This window comes from Methylobacterium mesophilicum, from assembly GCF_022179445.1.
GTDB classification, from domain to species: Bacteria; Pseudomonadota; Alphaproteobacteria; order Rhizobiales; family Beijerinckiaceae; genus Methylobacterium; species Methylobacterium mesophilicum.
This window is the reverse complement of record NZ_BPQU01000002.1, coordinates 36591-50857: the sequence shown is the minus strand read 5'-3', so window position 1 is coordinate 50857 and position 14267 is coordinate 36591. Positions and strand designations below refer to the sequence as shown.

At 71.1% G+C, this 14267-nt stretch carries 14 protein-coding genes; all 14 read left to right on the top strand.

Translation table 11 applies throughout. The features are described 5' to 3' along the window. Window positions 1–69: 69 nt before the first annotated feature. The 14 genes from MFF40_RS02820 to MFF40_RS02755 all read left to right on the top strand — a co-directional run bounded on the left by MFF40_RS02820 (window position 70) and on the right by MFF40_RS02755 (window position 14254). Complete coding sequence (locus MFF40_RS02820) at window positions 70–729, top strand: cytochrome c3 family protein (RefSeq protein WP_147857638.1); 660 nt, start codon at window positions 70–72, stop codon at window positions 727–729. Then, complete coding sequence (locus MFF40_RS02815) at window positions 726–3713, top strand: TAT-variant-translocated molybdopterin oxidoreductase (protein WP_238259622.1); 2988 nt, start codon at window positions 726–728, stop codon at window positions 3711–3713. Before MFF40_RS02820 ends, MFF40_RS02815 begins: the two co-directional genes overlap by 4 nt. Before the next feature lie 2 nt (window positions 3714–3715). Further along, complete coding sequence (locus MFF40_RS02810) at window positions 3716–5731, top strand: DUF3341 domain-containing protein (RefSeq protein ID WP_238259620.1); 2016 nt, start codon at window positions 3716–3718, stop codon at window positions 5729–5731. Further along, window positions 5728–6264 (top strand): c-type cytochrome, encoded by a 537-nt coding sequence (locus tag MFF40_RS02805; RefSeq protein WP_147897170.1) that lies wholly within the window; start codon window positions 5728–5730, stop codon window positions 6262–6264. Before MFF40_RS02810 ends, MFF40_RS02805 begins: the two co-directional genes overlap by 4 nt. Continuing rightward, window positions 6261–7313 (top strand): hypothetical protein, encoded by a 1053-nt coding sequence (locus tag MFF40_RS02800; protein ID WP_238259618.1) that lies wholly within the window; start codon window positions 6261–6263, stop codon window positions 7311–7313. The genes MFF40_RS02805 and MFF40_RS02800 overlap by 4 nt, the downstream gene beginning before the upstream one ends. Beyond that, complete coding sequence (locus MFF40_RS02795) at window positions 7310–7804, top strand: hypothetical protein (RefSeq protein ID WP_147897172.1); 495 nt, start codon at window positions 7310–7312, stop codon at window positions 7802–7804. The genes MFF40_RS02800 and MFF40_RS02795 overlap by 4 nt, the downstream gene beginning before the upstream one ends. 5 nt (window positions 7805–7809) lie before the next feature. Continuing rightward, complete coding sequence (gene coxB / locus MFF40_RS02790; protein ID WP_147897173.1) at window positions 7810–8784, top strand: cytochrome c oxidase subunit II; 975 nt, start codon at window positions 7810–7812, stop codon at window positions 8782–8784. A 19-nt stretch (window positions 8785–8803) separates the two neighbouring features. Beyond that, complete coding sequence (locus MFF40_RS02785) at window positions 8804–10480, top strand: cytochrome c oxidase subunit I (protein WP_238259616.1); 1677 nt, start codon at window positions 8804–8806, stop codon at window positions 10478–10480. Further along, window positions 10477–11136 (top strand): cytochrome c oxidase subunit 3, encoded by a 660-nt coding sequence (locus MFF40_RS02780; protein WP_238259614.1) that lies wholly within the window; start codon window positions 10477–10479, stop codon window positions 11134–11136. The genes MFF40_RS02785 and MFF40_RS02780 overlap by 4 nt, the downstream gene beginning before the upstream one ends. Window position 11137: 1 nt before the next feature. After that, the gene (locus MFF40_RS02775) at window positions 11138–11449 is read left to right on the top strand and encodes an oxidase (protein ID WP_238259612.1); all 312 of its coding nucleotides are present in this window, start codon (window positions 11138–11140) and stop codon (window positions 11447–11449) included. 180 nt (window positions 11450–11629) lie between these two features. Next, complete coding sequence (locus MFF40_RS02770) at window positions 11630–11938, top strand: helix-turn-helix domain-containing protein (RefSeq protein ID WP_238259610.1); 309 nt, start codon at window positions 11630–11632, stop codon at window positions 11936–11938. Window positions 11939–12016: 78 nt separating this feature from the next. Further along, on the top strand, window positions 12017–12802 hold the full coding sequence (locus tag MFF40_RS02765) for a class II glutamine amidotransferase (RefSeq protein WP_147897178.1): 786 nt from the start codon (window positions 12017–12019) through the stop codon (window positions 12800–12802). 160 nt (window positions 12803–12962) lie between these two features. Then, complete coding sequence (locus tag MFF40_RS02760) at window positions 12963–13715, top strand: NepR family anti-sigma factor (RefSeq protein WP_147855899.1); 753 nt, start codon at window positions 12963–12965, stop codon at window positions 13713–13715. 125 nt (window positions 13716–13840) lie between these two features. Next, the gene (locus MFF40_RS02755; RefSeq protein ID WP_238259608.1) at window positions 13841–14254 is read left to right on the top strand and encodes a DUF1236 domain-containing protein; all 414 of its coding nucleotides are present in this window, start codon (window positions 13841–13843) and stop codon (window positions 14252–14254) included. Window positions 14255–14267 lie beyond the last annotated feature (13 nt).

Sequence of the window (14267 nt, the reverse complement as noted above, 5' to 3'; positions counted from 1 at the left end):
GACCCGCCTGCCCGGCGGGCTTTGCTGCGCATCGCGCGGGAGCATCCGCCCCCTGTGCGGGAGCGCCTGATGGCGCAGCTTTTCACCCCCGGCGCGGATGCAACCTACCGGCTCGCCCTGATGACCGGGGTGGCCTGCCTGGTCGGCCTGCCGGTGCTGGCGGCCGGGATCGTGCGCTCGAACTACGTCACGGGCGTCGGCATCGCGCCGGCTCAGCCCCTGCCCTTCAGCCACAAGCACCATTCCGGCGAGCTCGGCATCGAGTGCCGGTACTGCCACACCACCGTCGACAAGGAGGCCACCGCCGGCATCCCGCCGACCCATACCTGCATGACCTGCCACTCGCAGATCTGGACCGGTTCGACGATGCTCAAGCCGGTGCGCGACAGCTACGCGCAGGACAAGCCGCTGGAATGGGTGCGGCTGAACAAGCTGCCGCAATACGTCTACTACAACCACTCGGTGCATGTGACGAAGGGCATCGGCTGCTCGACCTGCCACGGCGACGTGACGTCGATGCAGATGACCTACCGGGCGAACGCCTTCGAGATGCAGTTCTGCCTCGATTGCCACCGGGCGCCGGAGAAGTACGTCCGCACGCCCGACCAGGTCTGGAACATGACCTGGACGCCGCCGGCCGACCAGGCGACGCTGGGGCCAAAGCTGGTGGCCGAGTACCATATCCGCGGCGGTGCGCGGCTCACCGAGTGCGGGATCTGCCACCGATGACCAGCGGATCCGACATCGCGGCCCTGCGCCAGAAACTCGCCGGCGGCGACGGCCCGCGCTTCTGGCGCAGCCTCGACGCCGTCGCCGACAGTCCGGAATTCCGCGACTACCTCGCGGCCGAGTTCCCCTCGGCCGCCCGGCTCGCCGCCGCCCCGGAGCGGCGCGGCTTCCTCAAGCTGATGGCGGCGTCCTTCGCGCTCGGCGGCCTCACGGCCTGCGGCGCGGAGGGCGGGCGCGATTACGAGGTGCCCTACGTCAACCAGCCCGAGCGGATCGTGCCGGGCACGGACCTCTCCTACGCCTCCTCGGCGGTGTTCGACGGGTTCGGCAACGGGATCCTGGTCACCACCCGCAACGGCCGGCCGCTGAAGATCGAGGGCAATCCCGATCACCCCTGGAGCCGCGGCGGCACCGACGTGCTGGCCCAGGCCTCGGTGCTCGGCCTCTACGACCCGTTCCGCTCGCAGGCGGTGCAGCACCTCGGCCGCCCAAGTTCCTGGGCGGCATTCCGCACGGCCCTGCAGGCGCAGATTCCGGCCTGGCGCGAGGCCGGCGGTGCGGGCGTGGCGCTGGTGACCGGGCCGGTGACCTCGCCCACCGTCGCGGCGCAGATCGCCCGGATGCGGGCCGCCTACCCGGAGCTGCGCTGGTATGTCGGCGCCGGCGCCGGCCGCGACGCGATCTACGAGGGTGCCCGCCGGGCCTACGGCCGGCCGCTGGAGACGCGGTCCGATTTCGATCGGGCGCGCACCATCGTGTCCCTGGACGGCGACTTCCTCGACCTCGGCCCAGGCCAGGTCGGCCTGTCGGGGCGGTGGAGCGCGGCCCGTCGCGCCGCCTACGCCGAGGGCCGCCTGCTGACCCTCCACGCCGCGGCGCCGACCCCCACCCTCACCAGCGCCAAGGCGGATCACGGCGTCCCCGTCCCGGCCGGACGCCTCGAAGACCTGGCGCGGGATCTTTTGGCGGTGGCTGCCGGCGCCGGGGCGGCGGCGGGCGACGATCCGGTGTCCCGCTGGACGAGGCGCGCCGCCAAGGCCCTCACCGAGGCGCGCGGCGCCGGCATCGTCACGGCCGGGCTGACCGCGAGCCCGGACCTGCACGCCCTGGTCCACCGCCTCAACGGCGCGCTCGGCAATACCGGGGCGACCCTGCGGCACACGATGCCCGTGGCCGAACAGGGGGCCGGGACGCTGGCGGACCTGGCGGAGGCGATGGAGCGCGGCGCCGTCAAGGCCCTGATCGTGCTCGGCGCCAACCCGGTCTACGACGCCCCGGGCGCCCTCGACTTCGCCGCCCGGATGGAGCGCGTGCCGCTCAAGATCCATGCTGGGCTCTACTACGACGAGACCGGCGCGCATGCCGACTGGCACCTGCCCGCCGCCCATCCGCTGGAGAGCTGGGGTGACGTCCGCTCCCTCGACGGCACGGTCGGGCTGATCCAGCCGACGGTGGCGCCGCTCTACAACGGCCGCACCCTCCAGGACATGCTGGCCTTCCTCACCGACGGACGCGGCGGCGAGGAAGGCGCCGACGCGCTCGCCCTGCTCAAGGCGCGCTGGCGGACCGAGGGCGAGGACGCGGCGGCGTTCGAGGCGCGCTTCTCCGATGCCCTGCGCCGGGGCTTCTGGCCCGACAGCGCGGCTGCGGCCGAGGATGTCGCGCTCACGCAGGAGGGCGGCGGTCCTCAGCCCTCTGCCCGGCCCCCCGCCCGATCCTCTGCCGAACCCGGGATCGAGGTGGTGTTCCGCCCGGATCCCACGGTCTGGGACGGCACCCACGCCGACCTCGCCTGGCTGCAGGAGCTGCCGAAGCCGCTCACCAAGGTCGTCTGGGAGAACGTCATCGCGCTCAGCCCGCATCTGGCCGAGCGGGAGGGCATCGCCACCGGCGACATCGTGCGGGTCGAGGCGGAGGGGCGCGCCGTCGAGGGCGCCGCCTGGATCCAGCCCGGCCAGGCCGCCGACACCGTGACGCTGAGCCTCGGCTACGGCCGCAGCGTGCCCGACCACCTGTCCAGCGGCCTCGGCTACGATGCCGCCGCCCTGCGCCCGACCGGGACGCCGTGGCGGCTGTCCGGCGCGCGGCTGACGAAGACCGGACGGCGCCGGATGCCGGCGACCACCCAGCATCTCGGCACGATGGAGGGGCAGGACATCGTCCGCGTCCAGGCGGTCGGTGCCGCGCCGGTGGGCGACCCCAGGGGCGCGCCGGCGCCGGCCTCGTTCTACCCGCCGCCGGAGAACCAGGACCGCTGGGTCGCGGCGCAATGGGGCATGGCGATCGACCTCGACGCCTGCACCGGCTGCAACGCCTGCGTCACCGCCTGCCAGGCGGAGAACAACATCCCGGTGGTCGGGCGCACCGAGGTCGAACTCGGCCGCTGGATGGGTTGGCTGCGGGTGGACCGCTACTACGCGGGCGGGCTCGATGCGCCGACGACGCATTTCCAGCCGGTGCCGTGCATGCATTGCGAGCAGGCGCCCTGCGAGGTCGGCTGCCCCGTCGAGGCGACCCTGCACGACAGCGAGGGCCTGAACTTGCAGGTCTACAACCGCTGCGTCGGGACCCGGACCTGCCAGAGCTACTGCCCGTACAAGGTCCGCCGCTTCAACTACCTGGACTACACCGGCGGCATGACCCCGGTGCAGCAGCAGCAGCGCAACCCCGAGGTCACGGTCCGGGCCCGCGGCGTCATGGAGAAGTGCACCTACTGCATCCAGCGCATCACGGCCGCCCGGATCACCTCGGCCAAGGACGCCCACGCGCCGATCCCGGACGGCGCCGTCGAGACCGCCTGCCAGGGCGCCTGCCCGACCCGGGCGATCACCTTCGGCAACGTCGCCGACCCGGGAAGCCAGGTCTCGGCCGCCCGCAAGGACACGCGGGAATACGCGCTGCTCGGCCACCTCAACACGCGCCCGCGCACCACCTATCTCGCCGGACTGGCGCCCGCGTCCGATCCGGCCGGACGGGAGGGCTGAGCATGGCCGGCGCGCTCGTAAGTGGTCCGCTGATCCGGCCGGAGGAAACCCTCCAGGGCATCGGCGGCGCGGTCACCGCGATTCCCCTGACGCATCCGCGCAACCGGCGCTGGTGGATCGCCTTCGCGGGGGCCGTGGCGCTGCTCGGCGTGTTCGGCTTCACCCTCGGCTACTTGCTCTACGCGGGGCCCGGGATCTGGGCCAACAACAACGCCGTCGTCTGGGCGCTGGACATCGCCAGCTACGATTGGTGGATCGGCGTCGCCTCCGGCAGCCTGCTGGTCTCGGCGGTGCTGCTGCTGCTCGGGGCCGAGTGGCGCGGGGCGGTGAACCGCATCGCCGAGACCCTGGCGCTGCTCGCCACCGCGGCGGCCGGACTCTATCCGATCATCCATCTCGGCCGGCCGTGGTTCTTCTTCTGGAACCTGCCCTACCCCAACACCTACGACCTGTGGCCGCAGTTCCGCTCGCCGCTCCTGTGGGACGCGATCGACATCGTGGCCTTCCTGGTGGTCTGCGTCAGCCTCTGGTTCATCGGCCTGCTGCCCGACCTCGCCACCCTGCGCGACCGCGCCTTCGGGGAGGCGATGCGCCAGGCCGACGCGAAGGCGCCGACCCGCCGGCTCGCCCTGCTGCGCGCCCAGGTCTACGGCATCGTCGCCTCCGGGTGGCGCGGGTCCGCGGCCCATTGGCAGATCTGGGTCCAGGCCTACCGGACGGTGGCGCTGCTCGGCGTGCTGCTGGTGGTCTCGGTCCAGACCGGCGCCTCGGTGATGCTGGCGGGCTCGCTGATGCCGGGCTGGCACAGCACGCTGCTGCCGGTGAGCTTCCTGGTGAACGCGGTCTATTCCGGCGTCGGCATGACGGCGGCGATCGTGGTGCTGATCCGCGTCGTCTACGGCCTCGACGCCCTGGTGAGCGTGCGCCATCTCGACGTCCTCGGCCGCCTGCTGCTCGGCCTCGGCTGCGCCAGCGCCTATTGCTACGCGGCCGAGTATTTCGACACGTTCCTCAACGGCGACCCGGAGGCGCGGGCGGTGCTGGTGCGGCGCATGACCGGCGACCACGCGCTGGTCTCCTGGACGGCGATCCTCCTGCTGGTCCTGCCCGCCCAGGCGTTGTGGTCGGCCCGGGCCCGCACGGCGCCGCTCGCGCTCGCCGCGGTCGGGCTCCTGGTGGCGGCCGGCGCCTACGCCGACCACGTCATGGTGCTGGTCGTCACCCTGACCCAGGACTTCCTGCCGTCCTCGCGGCTGCCCTACGGGGTGGATCCCTGGGGCGTGGCCACCTTCGCGGGCTCGCTCGGCCTGTTCCTGACCCTGCTGCTGCTGTTCCTGCGCTACCTGCCGGCCGTCTCGATCATCGAGAGCCGCCGCCTCGCCCTGGCCCGCGCCCCGGGCACCCAGGCCGCCGCCCGGGAGGCCGCCTCGCACGCCGCCCCCCGCCCGGAGGAGGATCCGGGTCCGGCGCCGCTCTGGGGCGTGTCCGCCACCTTCGCCAGCCAGGCCGACCTCGCCGCCGCGCTCCAGGCCGTGTCCGGGATCAGCCCCCCGGACCAAGTCCATCTCGACGGGCACGGACCGGTGCCGATGCCCCGGACCCTGCGCTCCCTCGGCCTGGAGGGGCGCTCGATCCTCCCCTACGCGCTCGCCGGCGCGCTGCTCGGCGGCGCGGGCTTCTACGCGCTCTGCGTCTACGCCACGGCCTACGACTACGTGTTCCTGATCGGCGGGCGCCCGCGCCTGTCCTGGCCGTCCTTCGTGGTGCCGAGCATCTCCTTCGCGATGATGACCGGCTGCATCGCGATCCACCTCGCCCTGCTGGTGCTCAACCGCCTGCCGCGGCTGAACCATCCGGCCTTCAACATCCCGGGCTTCCTGCGCGCCTCGGACGACCGGTTCTTCCTCTCCGCGGAGGCGCGCGACGACCGCTTCGACGCGGGCCGGTTCGAGCGCCGGCTCGCGGGCCTGGCGGCCGAGGCCGGGCGCCCCCTCGAGATCCGCAGGATCCCGCGATGAGGCGCGCCGCCAGCCTCCTCCTGGTCGCGGCGCTGCCGGGTCTCTCGGCCTGCGGCGAGGCCAACATGGACGACCAGGCCCGGGCCAAGACCTGGGACCGGAACCCGTTCTTCCCCCGGCAGATCACCATGCGCCAGCCGGTGCCCGGGACCGTGCCGCGGGTCGATCCGGCCCGCGAGGCGCCGCAGCCGCAGACGATCGGCCGGGACCTGATCGACCGGGGCCGGGAGCGCTACGGGGTGTTCTGCACGCCCTGCCACGGCCAGGACGGGCGCGGCGGCGGCATGATCGTGGCCCGCGGCTTCCCGCCGGCCGGCGACCTCACCGCCGAGCCGCTCCGCCGGGCCCCGGCCGCCGAGATCTACGGCGTCATCGGCAACGGCCGGCGCGCGATGTTCGGCATGGCCCAGATGATCCCGTCGGCCGACCGCTGGGCGATCGTCGCCTATGTCCGGGCGCTCCAGCTCAGCCAGGACGCCGTGGTGGCGAGCCTGCCCCCGGACGACCGGGCCCGCCTGGAGGCGACCCGATGAGCCGGCCCGTACTGATCGGCCTCCTCGGGCTCGGCCTGCTCGCCGCCTGCTGGCTCGCGGGCGGCTGGCGCGGCGCGGCGTCCTCCTACCTGGCGGCCTGGCTCGTCCTGCTGGCGCTGCCGGTCGGCGCCCTGCCGGTGACGATCGTGGCCGAACGCTTCGGCAAGCGCGTGCGCGAACGCGGCGGGATCGAGATGCTGGCGGGCCTGCGCCGGCTCATGGCGCTGATGCCGGTGGCCGCGCTGCTGGGGCTGCCCCTGCTCGCCGCGGCGCCGGTGCTCTACCCGTGGGTCGGGGCGGCGCCCCGCACCCCGCTGGCGGCTTACTGGTTCACCACGCCGTTCTTCGTGGCCCGGGTGATCGCGTATCTCGCCGCCTGGACCTGGCTGTCGATCCGGTTCGCGCGGCCCTTCGACGAGCCGGGCGAGGGCCGCACCGTGCCGGCGGTGGGCCTCCACGCGGTGGTCGGCACGCTGTTCACCACCGACGTGATCGCCTCCCTCGACCCGCGGCTCGATTCGACCCTGCTGGGTCTGCTGGTGATGACCGCCTGGAGCGGGCTGGCCTTCGCGGCCGCGATCCTGCTCGCCTGGGAGGAGCCGGAGCCGGTGGGCCGCGGCCGGACGGCGCCCGGGCGCGGCCGGCTGGTTCCCCTGGCGGTGCTGCTCGGGCTCTGGGCGTTCATGCACTTCGTGCAGTTCCTGATCGTCTGGTCCGCCAACCTGCCCCCGGAGGTCGCCTGGTACTTCGCCCGGGGCGGCAGCCTCGGGCGCGGGCTGTCGATCGGCGCCGGGGCCGTGGTGGTGCTGGCCGGGCTCGCGACCCTGCGGCCGGGCCGCCCGACCACCCGGGTCCTGGCCGGCGCGGCGCTCGCGGTGCACGCCCTCGAGATGTTCTGGCTGGTCACCCCGGCCCTGCGCGACCGGTTCGTGCTCCGTCCGGCGGACGGGTTCGCGGCCCTGGCGGTGGCCTGCCTCGCCGCCGCGCTCCATCCGCTGTTGCGCGGGCGCCCGGCGCCGGGCGCCCGGCGCGCCGGGAGGACGTCGTGAGCCCGCGTCCCGGTCCCGGCCTGATCCCGGCGATCCTGGCCGGGTTGACCCTGCGCGGCAGCGGCCTGCTCGGCGCTCGCCCGGGGAGCGCCATCGCGCCGGGCAAGCCGGCCAACGCCCCGCGCGACCCCGACGATCCCGGCTATGAGACCCGGGACGTCAAGGTCCGCAACACCGCGCTGGTGATGGCGGGCCTGGCGCTGTCCGTCCTGAGCGTGATCGGCACCATGGTCTGGATGATGGGCGCGTTCAGCGCGAGCCAGCGGCGGGCCCTGCCGACGCTGACGAAGCAGCAGACCGCGCCGCTGACGCCGCCGCCGCCGAACCTCCAGGCGGATCCCTACGCCGACCTCGACCATCAGCGGGCCGCGGCCGAGGCGCGGCTCTCCGGCTACGGCTACAGCGATCCGGCCCGCACCCGCGCCCGCATTCCGGTCGATCGGGCGATGGACCTCGTCGTCGGCCGCTCCCTCGACGCGCCGGAACGGTAGGCAGGATGACGCCGAACCACGCAGCCCTGGAACTTTGGCCCGCCGCGGTCTCCGGCACCGCGACCGAGACGGACCTGCTCATCCTGGCCTTCACGGTCCTGACCCTGCTGCTGACCGTGCCGGTCTTCGTGGCGATCACCTATTTCGCCCTGCGCTACCGCGAGGGTTCGGAGGCGGATCGCAGCCCCTCCGGCATCCGCTCCAACCTCATCGAGATCAGCTGGATGCTGATCCCGTTCCTGCTGACGCTGATCTTCTTCGTCTGGGGCGCCCGGGTGTTCATCGCCTCGAAGAACGCCCCGCCGGACGCCATGGTGATCGAGGCGATCGGCCGGCAATGGATGTGGAAGTTCCAGCATCCCACCGGTCAGGCCGAGATCAACGACCTGCACGTGCCGATCGGGCAGCCGATCCGCCTGCGCATCATCAGCCAGGACGTGATCCACGCCCTCTACCTGCCGGCCCTGCGCTTGCAGGTGGCGGCGCTCCCCGACCGCTACACCGACCTGTGGTTCAAGGCCGACAAGATCGGCACCTATCACCTCTACTGCTCGGAATATTGCGGCACCGACCATTCGGTGATGGGCGGCGAGATCAGCTTCATGAATCCCGGCGACTACCAAGACTGGCTGACCCATGCCGGCGCGCAGCAGGGCAAGGTCGCGGCCGGCCGCACCCTCTACGAGGCCTATGGTTGCGCCGGCTGCCACGATCCCGGCTCCGCCGTGAAGGCCCCGAGCCTGGCCGGCCTCCACGGCAGCCAAGTGAAGCTCGCCGACGGCCGCACGGTGGCGGCCGACGACGCCTGGCTGCGCGAAAAGATCCTGAACCCGAACGGCGACCGGCTCGCCGAGGGCTACAAGCAGGTGATGCCGAGCTTCGCCGGCCGGATCCCGGAGGACGAACTCGGGACGCTCATTGATTTTCTCAAATCCTACACGGCGCCGGCCTCCGGCAAGGCCGCGCAGGCCACTCCATGACGGCGACGAGGGCGACACCATGAGCGCATCGGGCAGCGTCGGCGGCACGGCCCGCCGCGAGCCGCACGCGCCGGAGGCCACAATCGGGCGCAAGGCCGACTACCTTCACGCGGATTCGACGCTGCGCTCGTGGTTCCTCACCACCGACCACAAGCGCATCGCGATCCTGTACCTGACCTCGATCACCGGCTTCTTCGTGATCGGGGCGGTCGCGGCCGGCGTGGTCCGGCTGGCGCTGATCGTGCCCAACGGCGCGATCATGACCAACGACACCTACAACAAGGCCTTCACCATCCACGGCGTCGTGATGGTGTGGTTCTTCCTGATCCCGTCGATCCCGGCGACCTTCGGCAACTTCCTGATCCCCCTCATGATCGGGGCGAAGGACCTGGCGTTCCCCAAGCTGAACCTGACGAGCTGGTACGTGTTCATGGCCGGGGCGTTCTTCACCCTGGTCTCGCTGGTGCTCGGCGGCGTCGACACCGGCTGGACCTTCTACGCGCCGCTCTCCACCGCCTTCTCGAACACCTGGGTGCTGCCGGCCCTGATCGGCGTGACCATCGTGGGCTTCTCGTCGATCCTCACCGGGCTCAACTTCGTGGTCACCATCCACACCATGCGGGCGCCCGGCATGACGTGGTTCAAGCTGCCGATCTTCGTCTGGGCCCACTACGCCACCAGCCTGATTTTTTTGCTCGCCACGCCGGTGATCACGACCGCGCTGATCCTGCTGATCATGGAGCGGGGCTTCCACATCGGCGTGTTCGACCCGGCCTATGGCGGCGACCCGGTGCTGTTCCAGCACCTGTTCTGGTTCTACTCGCACCCGGCCGTGTACATCATGGTCCTGCCCGGCATGGGGGTGATCTCGGAGATCGTCCCGGCCTTCGCGCAGAAGAAGCTGTTCGGCTACCGGTTCGTCGCCTACGCGTCGATCGGTTTGGCCTCGGTGACCTTCTTCGTCTGGGGGCACCACATGTTCGTCAACGGCCAGAGCGACCTGGCCTCGCTGGTGTTCTCGGCCCTGTCGTTCGCGGTGGCGGTGCCGTCGGCCGTCAAGGTCTACAACTGGACCGCCACGATCCATAAGGGGAGCCTGCGGCTCGATACGCCGATGCTCTACGCGATGGGCTATATCGGCCTGTTCGTGCTGGGCGGCCTCACCGGGCTCTACCTCGCCACGCTCGCGATCAACCAGCACATCCACGCGACCTACTTCGTGGTCGCGCATTTCCACTACATCATGGTCGGCGGCACGGTGCTGGCCTTCCTGGGCGGCCTGCACTTCTGGTGGCCGAAATTCACCGGGCGGATGTACAGCGAGCCCTGGGGCCGGGTCTCGGCGATGCTGATCTTCATCGGCTTCAACGTGACCTTCTTCCCGCAGTTCATCCTCGGCTATCTCGGGATGCCCCGGCGCTACGCGACCTACCCGGTCGAGTTCCAGCTCCTCAACGTGCTGTCCTCGGCCGGCGCCACGATCCTGGCCGCCGGCTACATCTTCCCGATGCTCTACCTGGTCTATTCCCTGTGGTTCGGCCGCAAGGCGCCCGCCAACCCCTGGAACGCCAAGGGGCTCGAATGGGAGACCGCCTCGCCGCCGCCGAAGCACAACTTCCTGTCGCCGCCGGCGGTGCCGCGCATCCCCTACGATTACCCGATCCAGGCCCAGGAAGCCCAGGACCAGCACGGATGAGCGAAGGGCTGGCAGATGGCGTCGGGGTCGCCCGCGCCGGGCATTTCGAGACGGTGGCCCAGCAGCGCGCCGCCGCGACGCTGGGCATCTGGGCCTGGCTGATCACCGAACTCTTACTGTTCTCGGCCCTGTTCCTCGTGGCGCTGATCGTCCGGATCCAGCACCCCGAGACGACCGTCGCGGCGGCCAAGCACCTCAAGTTCTGGATCGGCGCCACCAACACCGTAGTGCTGATCTGCTCCAGCTTGACCATGTCGATGGCGATCGAATTCTCGCGGATCGGCTGGCAGCGCGCCATGGTCCGGGCGATGCTGGCCACCGCGGCGCTGGGCGGCCTGTTCCTGGTGCTCAAGGGCTACGAGTATTACGCCGACTGGGCCGAGCACATGATGCCGTTCCTCGGCAGCCGGCCCTTCGCGCTGGCCGAGACGCCGCCCGCGCGGCTGTTCGTGAACCTCTACTACGTCGCCACGATCCTGCACGCGGCCCACCTGTTCACCGGCATCGCGCTCCTGCTCGGCATGACCTGGATGGCTGCCAAGGCCGGCTTCCTGTCCCGCCACCAGAACTGGATCGAGGTCTACGGCCTGTACTGGCACTTCATCGACCTGGTCTGGATCCTGGCCTTCCCGATCCTCTACGTGGTCAACCGGTAGGATGCGCAATCCCCTCGCCACCTTGAGCGCCGACGACCGCGCCCTGCTCCGGCGCCGGCTGCGCACGCCGGTGCTGACCTTCCTGGCGCTGCTGGCCCTGCTCGCGGTCAACGTCACCCTGGGCGCCACCCTGCCCTTCGCCCAGGTCTGGATCGTCGAACTCCTGGTCGTCGCCGTGATGGTGGCGCTGATCCTTCTGGTCTCCATGGAGGTGATCCACGAGCCGCCGCTGATCCGGCTGTTCTCGGGGATCGGCTTCTTCTGGGTCGCCATCATGTTCGGCATGACGCTGACGGATTACCTGGCGCGGTGAAGGTTGGAGGCTCCATCTTGCTTCGTCTGGTTTCGAAGGGGCAGCGCGTCGATATCAGCCATGCCGAGCGGCATGCCGTCAGAGCGGCGCTGACGGACCTGGTCGAAGTGTATCGCGCGGGTTTGCACAGGCACGGGTGATCCACACATGGTGGATGCGATGTGTATCGAGAGGCGAGAGATGACCGCGTTCGGTGAAGGGCTGGTCGAGGCCGCGCAGCAGGCTCTCGCCATCGCCCGCGGCGAAGCCCAGCCGGGGACCTATCGCGTCCACAGTCCTCAGGCGCTCGACGTGAAGGTCGTGCGGCGGGAGCTCGGTTTCACGCAGGCCGAATTCGCGGCCCGCTTCGGCTTTCCGATCGGGACCCTTCGCGACCTTGAACAGGGCCGCACGCGGCCGGATGCCGCGACGCTGGCCTATCTGACCGTGATCCGCCATGACTCCGCCGCGGTGCTGCGGGCTTTAGAGCATGCGCAGAAGAGCGACTGAAACGTCGGTTGTCGCGAAGATCGAACGTCTCTAAATCCGCTGACCCGCGGATGCGGTTCGGGTGGAAAGTCGGAGATCATGTGCGAACTGCTCGGCATGAGCGCCAACGTGCCGACCGACATCCGCTTCTCGTTCGCCGGGTTGGCCCGGCGCGGCGGCGAAACCGGGCCCCATGCCGACGGCTGGGGCATCAGCTTCTACGACGGGCGGACCTGCCGCAGCTTCCACGAGCCGGAGCCGAGCTCGCGCTCGCAGCTGGCCCGGCTGCTGCGCGACATGCCGATCAAGAGCCGCATCGTCGTCGCCCACGTGCGTAAGGCCAACCGCGGCCGGGTCAGCCTGGAGAACACCCATCCGTTCGCCCGGGAATTGTGGGGCCGCCGGTGGACCTTCGCGCATAACGGCCAACTCAAGGGCGTGAAGCGTCTGCCGCTCGGCGGGTTCATGCCGATCGGCTCGACGGACAGCGAGCACGCCTTCTGCTGGATGCTCGGCCGCCTCCAGGCGCGGTTCCGGGCCCTGCCCCGTCCCGCCACCCTGGACCGCGCCGTCGCGGACCTCGCGGGCGAGCTGCACGCCATGGGCGTGTTCAACATGCTGCTGACCGACAGCCGCACCCTCTACGCCCATTGCGGCAAGCGCCTGTGCTACCTCACCCGGCGCGCCCCGTTCGGCACCGCCACCCTGATCGACGAGGATTGGCAGGTGAATTTCGCGCAGGAGACCTCGGAGAGCGACGTGGTCACGGTGATTGCCACCCAGGCGCTGACCCGGGACGAACGCTGGACCGACCTCGCCCGCGGCGACGTCCTCACCCTGCGGGACGGGGCGATCCGCCTGTTGAGGCCGGCAGGAGCCTCTTAAGTCCGACTTGAGCGAGGGTGCATGCCGCCCCCCGATGCGCTAGAACGACCGTAACAGGAGCGCATCGGCCGGGCTTCAGGGGAGTTCGGCCGGCAAGCGATCCGCCTCGACCGCCCCGGACCGCAGGTCGAGCCACGATAAGCTGACGAGCGCGATACGCATGACCCGCGACGACACCGACACCGCCCTGTCCCATGAGGACGGGCTTCGGGATGCGCTTCGGGATGGCCGCCCGAATCTCGCCCCGAACATCCGCACGCATCTCGGCGAGCACCTGCGCACCGTCTACGAGCGGATCGGCGAGGAGGTGCTGCCCTCCCGCTTCGCCGACCTGATCGAGAAGCTGGAGGAGGCGCTGCGCGCCCGCGGCGAGGCGATCGAGCCGGAGTTCCGCAACGGCCTGCTCGCGGCCGTCCCGTCCCTGCGCGCCTTCGCGCTGTCGCTGACCTCGAACCCCGCCCGCTCCGACGACCTCGTCCAGGATACCCTGCTCAAGGGCTGGCAGCACCGCGCCCGGTTCCAGCCGGGGACCAACCTCAACGCGTGGTTGTTCACCATCCTGCGCAATATCTTCTATTCGGATCACCGCAAGCGGGTCCGCGAGGTCGAGGACCAGGACGGCTCCTACGCGGCGCGGCTGGCCACGGCCCCGCACCAGGGCGACCGGCTCGACGTCGAGGACCTGCAGTCGGCCCTGGCCAAGCTACCGCCGGACCAGCGTGAGGCGCTGGTGCTGGTGGGGGCCGAGGGCGTCTCCTACGAGGAGGCCGCCACGATCATGGGCTGCAAGGTCGGCACCGTGAAGAGCCGGGTCAGCCGTGCCCGCGGCCGCCTGGCGGAGCTGCTGGGCTACGACGAGGAGGATCTCGGCTCCGACCGGTTCATCCAGTCGGCGATGCCCAAGGACGCGTAGGAATCGCGCCGGGCGGCCCGCCGCCGTCGCGAAAAAAGATGCATCCGAATCCGGGGATCGGGCGTTACCGGCCCGAGCTTCGTCGCCTCGCTGCGGCGGAACGCCACGGAACGGAGATGTCCCGTATGACCTTCAAGACCCTTATCGCAGCCTCGGTCCTCGCCCTGTCGCTGCCGCTGGCCGCCCAGGCCCAGGGCACCATCCCGGGTGCCGAGCGCGGCGCCGCCGCCGGCAACGACGCGGCCGGCCCGATCGGCGGGATCGTCGGCGGTGCCGTCGGTGCGGCCACCGGCACGGTGGGCGGCATCCTCGGCGTCGACATGGCGCCGCGCTTCCGCAGCTACGTCCGCGAGCGCAACGTCCGCTCGTACGATTACGACGGCCGCGTCGCCGTCGGCTCGACCCTGCCGTCCTCGGGCGTCACCTACTACGACGTCCCGAACGAGTACCGCGTGCAGCCGGGCTACCGCTACACCGTCGTGAACGACCGTCCGGTGCTGGTCGATCGCGGCCACCGGATCGTCGAGGTCATCGACTGATCGCACGGGCCGG

Excerpts from the sequence above, each read along its gene's own strand:
- MFF40_RS02770 (WP_238259610.1), top strand. The coding sequence starts at position 11,630 with ATGACCGCGTTCGGTGAAGGGCTGGTCGAGGCCGCGCAGCAGGCTCTC.
- MFF40_RS02785 (WP_238259616.1), top strand. The coding sequence starts at position 8,804 with ATGAGCGCATCGGGCAGCGTCGGCGGCACGGCCCGCCGCGAGCCGCAC.
- MFF40_RS02800 (WP_238259618.1), top strand. The coding sequence starts at position 6,261 with ATGAGCCGGCCCGTACTGATCGGCCTCCTCGGGCTCGGCCTGCTCGCC.
- MFF40_RS02760 (WP_147855899.1), top strand. The coding sequence starts at position 12,963 with ATGACCCGCGACGACACCGACACCGCCCTGTCCCATGAGGACGGGCTT.
- MFF40_RS02805 (WP_147897170.1), top strand. The coding sequence starts at position 5,728 with ATGAGGCGCGCCGCCAGCCTCCTCCTGGTCGCGGCGCTGCCGGGTCTC.
- MFF40_RS02810 (WP_238259620.1), top strand. The coding sequence starts at position 3,716 with ATGGCCGGCGCGCTCGTAAGTGGTCCGCTGATCCGGCCGGAGGAAACC.
- MFF40_RS02815 (WP_238259622.1), top strand. The coding sequence starts at position 726 with ATGACCAGCGGATCCGACATCGCGGCCCTGCGCCAGAAACTCGCCGGC.
- coxB (WP_147897173.1), top strand. The coding sequence starts at position 7,810 with ATGACGCCGAACCACGCAGCCCTGGAACTTTGGCCCGCCGCGGTCTCC.
- MFF40_RS02820 (WP_147857638.1), top strand. The coding sequence starts at position 70 with ATGGCGCAGCTTTTCACCCCCGGCGCGGATGCAACCTACCGGCTCGCC.
- MFF40_RS02755 (WP_238259608.1), top strand. The coding sequence starts at position 13,841 with ATGACCTTCAAGACCCTTATCGCAGCCTCGGTCCTCGCCCTGTCGCTG.
- MFF40_RS02780 (WP_238259614.1), top strand. The coding sequence starts at position 10,477 with ATGAGCGAAGGGCTGGCAGATGGCGTCGGGGTCGCCCGCGCCGGGCAT.
- MFF40_RS02775 (WP_238259612.1), top strand. The coding sequence starts at position 11,138 with ATGCGCAATCCCCTCGCCACCTTGAGCGCCGACGACCGCGCCCTGCTC.
- MFF40_RS02765 (WP_147897178.1), top strand. The coding sequence starts at position 12,017 with ATGTGCGAACTGCTCGGCATGAGCGCCAACGTGCCGACCGACATCCGC.